At 74.5% G+C, this 9130-nt stretch carries 6 protein-coding genes; 5 read left to right on the top strand and 1 reads right to left on the bottom strand.

Features of this window, described 5'->3' with window-relative positions:
• Positions 1-207: 207 nt before the first annotated feature.
• The gene (locus J1M64_RS08795) at positions 208-540 is read right to left on the bottom strand and encodes a putative quinol monooxygenase (protein ID WP_206473907.1); all 333 of its coding nucleotides are present in this window, start codon (positions 538-540) and stop codon (positions 208-210) included.
• Positions 541-765: 225 nt separating this feature from the next.
• On the opposite strand from J1M64_RS08795, the gene J1M64_RS20370 reads away from it, so the two are divergent.
• From J1M64_RS20370 to sigM, 5 genes are all read left to right on the top strand, one after another.
• A complete protein-coding gene (locus J1M64_RS20370) occupies positions 766-2091 on the top strand; it encodes an NUDIX hydrolase (protein WP_256820626.1) in 1326 nt (441 codons plus the stop codon).
• On the top strand, positions 2088-4703 hold the full coding sequence (locus tag J1M64_RS08785) for a hypothetical protein (protein ID WP_206473906.1): 2616 nt from the start codon (positions 2088-2090) through the stop codon (positions 4701-4703). The genes J1M64_RS20370 and J1M64_RS08785 overlap by 4 nt, the downstream gene beginning before the upstream one ends.
• A complete protein-coding gene (locus J1M64_RS08780; protein ID WP_206473905.1) occupies positions 4700-6595 on the top strand; it encodes a lipid II flippase MurJ in 1896 nt (631 codons plus the stop codon). Before J1M64_RS08785 ends, J1M64_RS08780 begins: the two co-directional genes overlap by 4 nt.
• Before the next feature lie 89 nt (positions 6596-6684).
• Positions 6685-8334, top strand: coding sequence for a protein kinase family protein (locus J1M64_RS08775; RefSeq protein WP_206473904.1), 1650 nt, complete (start codon positions 6685-6687; stop codon positions 8332-8334).
• A 192-nt stretch (positions 8335-8526) separates the two neighbouring features.
• Complete coding sequence (gene sigM / locus J1M64_RS08770) at positions 8527-9084, top strand: RNA polymerase sigma factor SigM (RefSeq protein WP_067720252.1); 558 nt, start codon at positions 8527-8529, stop codon at positions 9082-9084.
• Positions 9085-9130 lie beyond the last annotated feature (46 nt).

The raw sequence follows: 9130 nt of genomic DNA, 5'->3' as shown, positions 1-9130 counted from the left end.
GGCCGGACCGCGCCGGCGGGCGGGCGGGGGCACCGCCGGCACACGCAGCCCCGGGTACGCCGCCTCGCCGACCTCCGCTGCCGGAATGTACGCCGATCACCGGGTTGTGCTGCGGGAATGGACCATTCGGGGCGCGCTAGTCGACAGGGCAGCGCATCCTGGCCGGATGCGCTGCCGGAATGCCCGGCGGGGCTCACTCGGCGGGGCTCACTCGCCGGGCGCGACCGCCTTCGACCACAGTGGATCCACGGCCTCGACCTCGGGCGGGCCGCTCAGCAGCGGGCTCGACTCCTCCAGGTATCGCAGGTAGGCGGGGTTGCCGAGGAACTCCTGGGCGGCCGCGGCGTCCCGGTAGTGCTGGAACACCACCAACACGTCCGGGTCCACGTGGGACGCGCACAACACATAGGCCCGGTGTCCGGCGTTGGCCTGGACGGCCTCCGGCATGTGCCGGCGCCACACCTCGATCAACTGGTCGCGACGGCCCGGCTTGGCCCGGTGTCGGAGGACCAGGGCGTGGGCGGACGGACCAGAGCTCATACTGCGGACTCTAGCCGCGCCCGCCGCCGCGGGACCGTCCCCGGCCGCCACGGCCCCGAGGCCCTGACCGCTGGGACGGCAGCGCACTGGAGTGACGGGAGTGTCTCGTCGTCGTCGTCGTGACTCCCCACGCCTGCCACCCACGCGCCCGGGCACCCGCACGCGGCCGGGCCGCGGCGCGCCGTGGATTCCGGTCCACTCACCCCCGGCCGGTAGCATCGATGGGTGTCCGAAGCCGATCGTCCCGCCGAACCGCGCGCCAACGCGCCGCGGCGTCGTCGTGCGCGTCGGCCCGCCGGACCCGGCGCCGCGGGACGCGACGCCGCAGGTCAGAAGCGGGACAGCGCTGCCGCGAAGGGGTCCGACGGCCAGCGCAGCGCGCAGGGCGACAAGCAGAAACCGGCGCCCCGGGACGCCGGGGGCGGCGGCCAGAAGCCAGGTCAGAAGCCAGGTCAGAAGTCCGGCCAGGGGGGCCAGTCCGGGCCCACCGGCTCCACCGGCCCCTCCGGCGACGGTCAGTCCCGGCAGGGACGGCGTCGCCGCCGCGGCGGACGCGGTCGGCGCGGCGGTCGGGGACAGGGCCGCGCACCCGAGAACCAGAATCAGCCGTCGAGCCCCGACGCCACCCACACGGTGAAAACCGGCGACGGCACCGCCGGCGCCACCTCCCGCCAGGCCCCCCGTCACCCGCGTCAGCCCGGCCGGTCCAAGTCGGGCGGCGGTGGCCAGGCGAGCTCCACCAACACCACCCGCACGTCCGGGCCCGCGAAGGCCGGCGGCGGCACCGGGTCCAAGACCGGCTCCAAGGCCGGTGGCAAGGGCGGGTCCAAGGCCGCGGCCAAGACCACCAAGCCCGGCACCCACCAGGGCGGCAAGGCCGGCGCCAAGAACGCCCGCGGCGGTCGCGGGGGCGCGCGGCATCCCCGCGGTGGCCAGCGACTCAAGACGGTGCTGGAGACCTCGGCCGGCGGCCTGGTGGTCCGGAACCTCGCGCAGGCGGGGAAGGGACCCGAGCCCGACCTGTCCCGGCTGGAGGTCGCCCTCATCGGTCGGCTGGACCGCCGAGGCCGCATGCTGTGGTCCATGCCGAAGGGGCACATCGAGCCGGGGGAGACCGTCGCGGAGACGGCCCGGCGCGAGGTGCTCGAGGAGACCGGCGTCGACGGCACCGTCCTGGCCCCGCTGGGCACCATCGACTACTGGTTCGTCGCCGAGGGCCGACGCATCCACAAGACCGTCCACCACCACCTCGTCCGCTACGACCACGGCGAGTTGTGCGACGAGGACCCGGAGATCACCGAGGTCGCCTGGTTCGCGTTCGACGACCTGCCCCGGCGCCTCGCGTACCCGGACGAGCGGCGACTGGTCGAGTCCGCCCGCACCCTCCTCCCGGACTTCGCGCGCGCCGAACTGGCCGGCGACAATCCCCCGCCCGCCGACGCGCAGATGGTGGACCCGTCCCGCCGGGCGGACGGCCCCGAGCCGGTCCGCCGCACCGGGGCGCACGGCGTCACCCCTCGCGACCACGCGCCGGAGGAGTCCGGGCCGTGACCGGGCGGCCGGTTGGGCGCGCAGTCCGGGCGGTCGTCCCGACGGCACTGTGTGCGGCGCTGGCCCTCGGCCCGCTGTGGGGTGTCCAGCCGGCCGGGGCCATCACCCCCGCGGAGGCCGCGGCGGCCGGGTACATCCCGAACCCGGCGCCGGCACTGGCCCGGATCACCATCGACGAGATCTCCCCGACCGTCCTCGACGGGGCGGGGGGCCCGGGGGGCCGGGTCGCGGTCGGGACCGAGTCCGGGGTCCCGGTCGTCACGGTGTCCGGCACCATCACCAACGTCGGCGACATCCCCCTCGAGTCGGTCGACGTCCGGCTCCAGCGCGGGCCCCGCGCCGCCGACGCGGAGGCGGTGCGTGAGCCGCTGGTGTGGTCCGAGCCGTCGTTCGCGGTCCGCGGCGAGTTCCTGCGGGTGGCCGAGACCGTGGCGCCGGGGCAGTCCGTGCCGTACCGCGTGTCCATGCCGGCCCGGGAGATCCCTGGCGACCCGGCCCCCGACCTGCAGCTGACCGAACCCGGCATCTATCCGCTCCTCGTCAACGTCAACGGCACCCCGGAGGGCGGGTCGCCCGCGCGACTCGACGACGCCCGCACCCAGTTGCCCGTGCTCGAGGCGCCGCGACCGGCGGCGCTACCGGGGGTCGACGACGACGACGAGGTGGTCGCACCCGGGCCGGCGGACGGGCGGGGCCCGACTCCGGTCCCGCTGACCATGATGTGGCCGCTGGCGGCGGCACCCACGCGGATCGCGACGGTGCCCGGAGCGGAGGGCCCGGACCCGGTGGTCGCGTTGACCGACGACTCGCTCCTGCGCGAGCTGTCCGAGGACGGTCGGCTCACCGGGCTGGTCCGGGCGGCCGACGACGCGTTCGACGGGCCCGGCGGGCAGGACCTGCGACGGGCGGTCTGCCTGGGCGTGGACCCGGAGTTGCTGGGGACCGTGTCCGAGATCGCCGACGGCCGCGCCGTGCTCATCGGGAACGGCACCGGCGGCGACGACGGGGGTTCCTCCGGGCGGAACCGGGGCGGCCGGGGGGACCCGGAGCGGTCCGCCCCCGCCGATCCCGGGGCGGTGGAAGCGGACGCCGAACGCTGGCTGGACGAGCTGCGGGCGTTGGCCGAGGGCACCTGCGTGGTGACGCTGCCGGCAGCCCAGGCCGGCCTCGAGGCGGTCGGGGCGGTGGGGTCCACCGAGCTCACCCGGGCCGCGCTGGACAGCGACGATTCCGTGGAGCGGATCCTCGGGGTGTCCCCGATCCCCGACGTGCTGGTCCCCGCATCCGGGACCCTGCTGCCCGGCACCGCCGAGGCGCTGGGGGAGCCCGGCGCCACCGCCGTGGTGGCGGCCCCGTCGACGCGGACCGACACCGGTCTCGTCCCGCCCCCCGGGATGGTGGGGTTGGCCGGGACCGACGGCGGACGCGCACTGACGTATTCGGCGCCAATCGGGGCGGCCCTCGCCGCGACCGGGTCCGCACCGGAGAACCCCCGCTATTCCGACCCCGACACCCGGTACTGGCTGACCGCCGACTCCGCGGCGGCCCGCCTCCAGGACGCGAGGGCCGCGCTCCTCGCGCCGGTCGTGGACGCCATCGACGCCGGCCCCGCCCCCATCGCCCCGCTCGAGGCCGCCGGCGCGGCCGGCGCCGGGCCTTCCGCGGGCACCGGTCCCGCTGCCGACACCGACCCCTCGGGCCCGGCAGCCGATCAGGGGGTCCTGGCCGTGCCGCCGCAGGTGTGGAGCGTCGACGGCGAGGCCGCCGGCTCGCTGCTGGAGACCCTCGGCGCCCAACTGGCGGCGGGGAGGATGCGCGCGGTGCCGCTCACCGAGCGCCTGGCCGGACCGGTCACCGTCCCGGACGGGTCCCTGGCGGACGACCCCACGGGCGCCGTCGACCCGGGGGCCGTGGACCTGGCCGGGGTGGACCGTCGCGTCTCCGACGCCCTGCGGGGGATCGGCACGCTGCGGTCGCTGGTCGACGCCGCCGATCCCACGTCGGCGGACGCCGAGGGCCACCTCGACCCGATGGTGACCGAGGCCCTCCGGGCCCTGTCGGAGACCGGCCGGCGGGCGGGGGGAGACGGCACGTCGCCCGGGTCCGGTACCGGGGCTGACGCCCGCGCCGGGACCGCCGAGCGCCTCGACCGGCTCGAGCAGACGGTCTCCCGCTCGCTGGGCAGGGTGGACCTGCTGCCGCCCGGCAGCGTGTTCACCATGGCCAGCCCCAACAGCCCACTGCTGCTGGTGACCCGCAACGCGTTGCCCTTCCCGGTGCGCGTCGGCGTCACCGTCACCGCGCCGGACGACATCACGGTGGAGCCGGTGGGGGTCGTCCAGATCCCGGCCTCGGGGTCGCGGACCCTGCAGGTGCCCACCCAGTCCGATGCCGAGGGCGGCGTACGCCACACCGTGGCGTTCGTCCTCGAGGGTCCCGACGGGCGCCCGCTGTCGGAGCCGGTGGAGCTGTCCGTCCAGACCGGTGGCTACCCGGTCGCCCAGGCGTTCGCGTTGGCCGCGGCCGCCCTCGCCCTCATCCTCGGGGGCCGGCGGTACCTGCGCTACCGTCGGGGCATCCTCGACCCCGCGGACGAAGGGCACCGACCGTGAACGACGAGCAGGGGTCCCCCGGGCCCGAACTGCGCAGACCGGATCCCGGCCTCCGCGGCCGACGCCGTGAGTCGGGCAGTTGCGTGCTGCCGGGCCCGGCCTCCCCGCCGCCGGTCGCCGACTCGTTCATCCCGGACGCCGCCCCCGCGCCGTCGATCGAGCGGCCGATCGCGCGGCCGATCGCGCGGCCGATCGAGCGGCCGATCGCCCCGACCCCGGAGCGGTCCGCAGCGCGCCCGGAGACGCCCGGCGGGGGGACCGGGGCGCGGACCCGCGACTCCTCCGACGCGTCGGTGATGCGCTCGACGGGATCGATGGCCGTGGCCAACCTCGCGAGCCGCATCACCGGGTTCGTCCGGATGATCCTCATCCTCACGGTGCTCGGCCCCGCCGTGGCATCCGCCTTCAACACCGCCAACACGCTGCCCAACATGATCACCGAGCTCGTCCTGGGTTCGGTGCTCACCGCGATGTTCATGCCGCTGCTGGCCAAGGCCGCTCAGGAGGACGAGGACGGGGGCGTGTCCTTCATCCGGCGCCTGCTCACCGTGACCTCGGTCCTGGCACTGGGGGCGACCGTCGTGGCGGTGGCGTGCGCGCCGCTGCTCACCGAGCTCAACCTGGGCGACGGCGAGGTCAACACCAACCTGGCCACCGCGTTCGCGTTCCTGCTGCTGCCGCAGATCTTCTTCTACGGCGTGTTCTCGGTGATGCTCGCGATCCTCAACTACAACGGTGTCTTCCGTCCCGGGGCGTGGGCGCCGGTGTGGAACAACCTGGTGGCCATCGCGACACTGGTGCTGTTCGCGGTGGTCGGCAGCGGCATCGACCCGGCCGCGCCGGTCAACCTGCTCAGCGCGCCCATCCTGTTGTTGGGCCTGGGCACCACCCTGGGCGTGGTGCTGCAGGCGGCGGTATTGGTCCCGGCCCTGCGTCGCGCGGGCGTGGACCTGCGCCCCCAGTGGGGTCTGGACCCCCGCATCACGCAGTTCGGCGGGCACGCCCTCGCCGGTGTGACCTACGTCCTGATCTCGCAGGTCGGTCTGGTCATGACCAACCGCATCGGGTCGGCGGCGGACGAGGCCGCCATCGCTATCTACCAGACCTACTGGCTGCTGTTGCAAGTCCCGTACGGGATCATCGGCGTCACCCTGCTCACCGCCATCAACCCCCGCCTGGCGGACAACGGGGTGGCCGGCCGCAACGACGCGGTGGTGCGGGACATCTCGTTGGGGACGCGGTTGTCGCTGTTCGGGCTGCTGCCGATCATCGCGTTCATGACCGCGTTCGGCCCGACGATAGCCACCGGCCTGTTCCGCTACGGGAACTTCGATGCCGAGAGCGCCCAGGTGCTCGGCCTGACCCTGACCTTCGGCGCTTTCACGCTGGTGCCCTACGCCGTGGTCCTGCTGCAGCAGCGGGTGTTCTACGCCCGCGAGGACTACTGGACGCCGACGGCGATGATCCTCGCGATCACGGTCGTCCGCGTGATCCTGTCGCTCCTCGTCCCCGTAGTCGCCGACCAGCGGTCCCACGTGGTGATCGGCCTGGCCCTGGCCAACGGCATCGGCTGGGTCGTCGGCGCCGTCGCCGGGTTCATCCTGCTGCGGTCGAAACTGGGGTCCCTGCGTGGTCGCGAGACCCTCCGGTCGGCCTCGTGGACCCTCGGCGCGTCGATCGCCGGTGCCCTGGTCGCGCTCGCCGTGGACACGATCCTGCCGATGGACGCCCTCACCGACGCCGTCGGAAGCATCGGGTTCGTCCTGCGTGCCGGTGTCGCCGCCGTCATCACCCTCGCGGTGACCGGTCTGATCCTGTCGCGGTCCCGGTTGCCCGAACTCGACTCGATCACCCCCGTTCTCCGCGGACTCGTGGGACGTCTGAGGAGATAGTCGAATCCACGCGGGGCCGGTACGTACACTCAGGGATCACGAGCAGCGCCTCCTGACGGGCTGCCGCACCAGGCGAGGAGGGTCAACGGGTGGGTGAACAGACTGGAGCCCCGGCACCGGACACCGCCTCGTCGCCACCTCGTCTGACCGTCGGAGGCCTGGTCTCCGGCGGCAGGTACGAACTCCTCGAACCCTGCGGTGGTGTCGCCGGCCAGTCCTTCTGGAAGGCCCGCGACCGGCGCCTGGGGAGGTTCGTCGCCCTGACCTTCGTCGACCCGCTCCCCGGCGAGCAGCCCCCGGGTTCCGCGACGGGGGTGCTCGACCGTACCGTCGCCCTCACCACGGTCTACGCGGACGGGTTGGCGCGCGTTCTCGACGTCATCCGCGGCCGCGCGGGCGGCATCGTGGTCTCGGAGTGGATCCCCGGACGCAGTCTCGCCGCGGCCGTGGCCGAGCCGGACCCCGACTCCGCCGTGGGCGCGGTGTGGGGTCTGGCGGACGCCGCGACCCGTGCCGAGGAGGTGGGCCTGACCCTGGGCCTCGACTCACCCGACCGGATCCGACTCACCGAGGACGGGCGCGCCGTCCTGGCCTTCCCCGGGGTCCGCGACGGGGCCGACGCCCGGTCCGACGTGCGGGGCCTGGGCGCTACCCTCTATGCGCTGCTCACCGGAGCGTGGCCGCTCCCGCTGCCCGATGGTTCCGATCTGTACGAACCGACCGACGGTCGGCCCGGTCCCGCCCGGAGGGACGACGACGACGAGGTCCTCGACCCCACGGTGGCCGGTACCGGGGTGGCGCCGGAATCCGCGGTGCTGGCCATGCGGTCTCTCGACGGGTCGTCGGTCAGCTCGGCGGCCACCGTGAGGGCGATGGTGACCGATCGCGTCGGCGGGCCGCGGCGCGCCGCCCCCGGGGCCTCTTCCCGGGTCGCCTACCCGGCGGACGCCGCGGCGACGGGATGGTCGTCGGCGGAGTGGTCCTCGGCGGAGGCGGGTCCCGAACCCGCGCCGTACAGCGAGCCGGACCCGGAGGTCCAGAAGCGCCGCTGGCAGATCATGGCCGGGACCGGCGCGGCCGCGGTCGTGGTGATCGCCCTGTTGTTCACGTGGATGCTCGGGGGGTTCGGCGGCACCCGCAACGACACCCCGCTCTCACAGCAGCTCGACGCCATCGAACGGGCCGCCCAGGCCAGTCGCGCCTCCCAGACCGCCGAGCCCGCGGCCGATGACTCCGCCGCAGGCGACACCGGGGACGAGGCGGAGGAGGCCACCCCGACCACCCCGGTCTCCGTGTCGACCGCCACCACCTGGCAGCCCTCGTCCTCGAACGGCGTCGCGGAGAACTCGGCGGATGCCCCCAACGTGGTCGACGGTGACCCGTCCACCTCGTGGTCCAGCGACGCCTACCGGTCGCAGATCGGCGACGGGCCGTCGGCCTACAAGCCGGGTATCGGGTTGATGCTCGCACTGGACGGTGAGCAGGAGGTCCGCCGGGTGGTGCTCCGCTCGGGGGACGACGGCGTGCGCTTCGAGGTGCGGTCCGCGCCCGGTGCCTCTCCGGCGTCACTCGACGAGACCACCCGTCTCGGAGCGGGCACCGTCCGCGACGGGTCGGCCACCGTGACGATCGATGACCCGCGGGAGTCCGGGTACGTCCTGGTGTGGATCACCCGCCTGGGTACCTCCGGTGCCCAGTCCTACGAGGCCACGATCAGCGAGGTCGAACTGACCCGCTGACCGGCCGGGAGACGTCCCCACGGGGGGCCCGGCCGGGTTACGGTGACGGCCGTGAACACCGGTACCGCCGTCCCGACCGCGGCGGGTTCCCCTGCCCCGCCCGCAGGCGCGGGATCCCCGCTCAGAGCCCAGACCGCTCCCAGGGCAGAGTCCGCTCCCAGGGCAGAGTCCGTTCTCAGGGCCCGGCCCGCATTGACAGCCGAGTCGCCGCTGTCCGACGCCGAACTGTTGGACGCGCACGTCGCCGGCGACCCCGACGCCTTCTCCGCCCTCGTCCGGCGGCACTACGACTACCTCTGGCGGTTGGCCATCCGCACGTCGTTCAACCGCGACGACGCCGCCGAGGCCCTGCAGGAGGCTCTCGTCTCGGCGTACCGGAAGGCGGATACCTTCCGCCACGCCTGCCCGGTGCAGGGGTGGCTCTACCGCATCGTGGTCAACGCCTGCCTGGACAAGATGCGGGCGCAGCGCCTGCGCACCCACACCCAGCTCACCCCGTCGCTGCACGAACAGGTCACGCTCCGGGACCACTTCCACCAGGACCCGGCGTACGCGATCATCGTGGCCGAGGCGTTGGCGGAACTGCCCGACGATCAGCGGGACGCCGTCGTCGTCGTCGACATGCTGCGGTGCACCGTCGCCGAGGCGAGCCACCTGCTCAACATCCCCCCGGGCACCGTGAAGAGCCGGTGCTCCCGCGGCCGCGCGAAGCTCGCCGCCCTGCTCGAGGGGGTCACCCTCACCGTGTGATGGTGTTCCTCCCGTCACCCGGTGGGCGGTCGCGGGAACAAGGCAG

Origin of the sequence: Dietzia sp. KRD202, assembly GCF_017168155.1 — a bacterium.
Lineage (GTDB): Bacteria > Actinomycetota > Actinomycetes > Mycobacteriales > Mycobacteriaceae > Dietzia > Dietzia kunjamensis.
Note: the sequence above shows the minus strand (reverse complement) of the source record. Positions and strands in the feature narration are given on the sequence as shown.

Bases quoted from the DNA above. Each gene is read 5' to 3' on its own strand.
- J1M64_RS08795 (WP_206473907.1), bottom strand. From the start codon at position 540: ATGAGCTCTGGTCCGTCCGCCCACGCCCTGGTCCTCCGACACCGGGCC.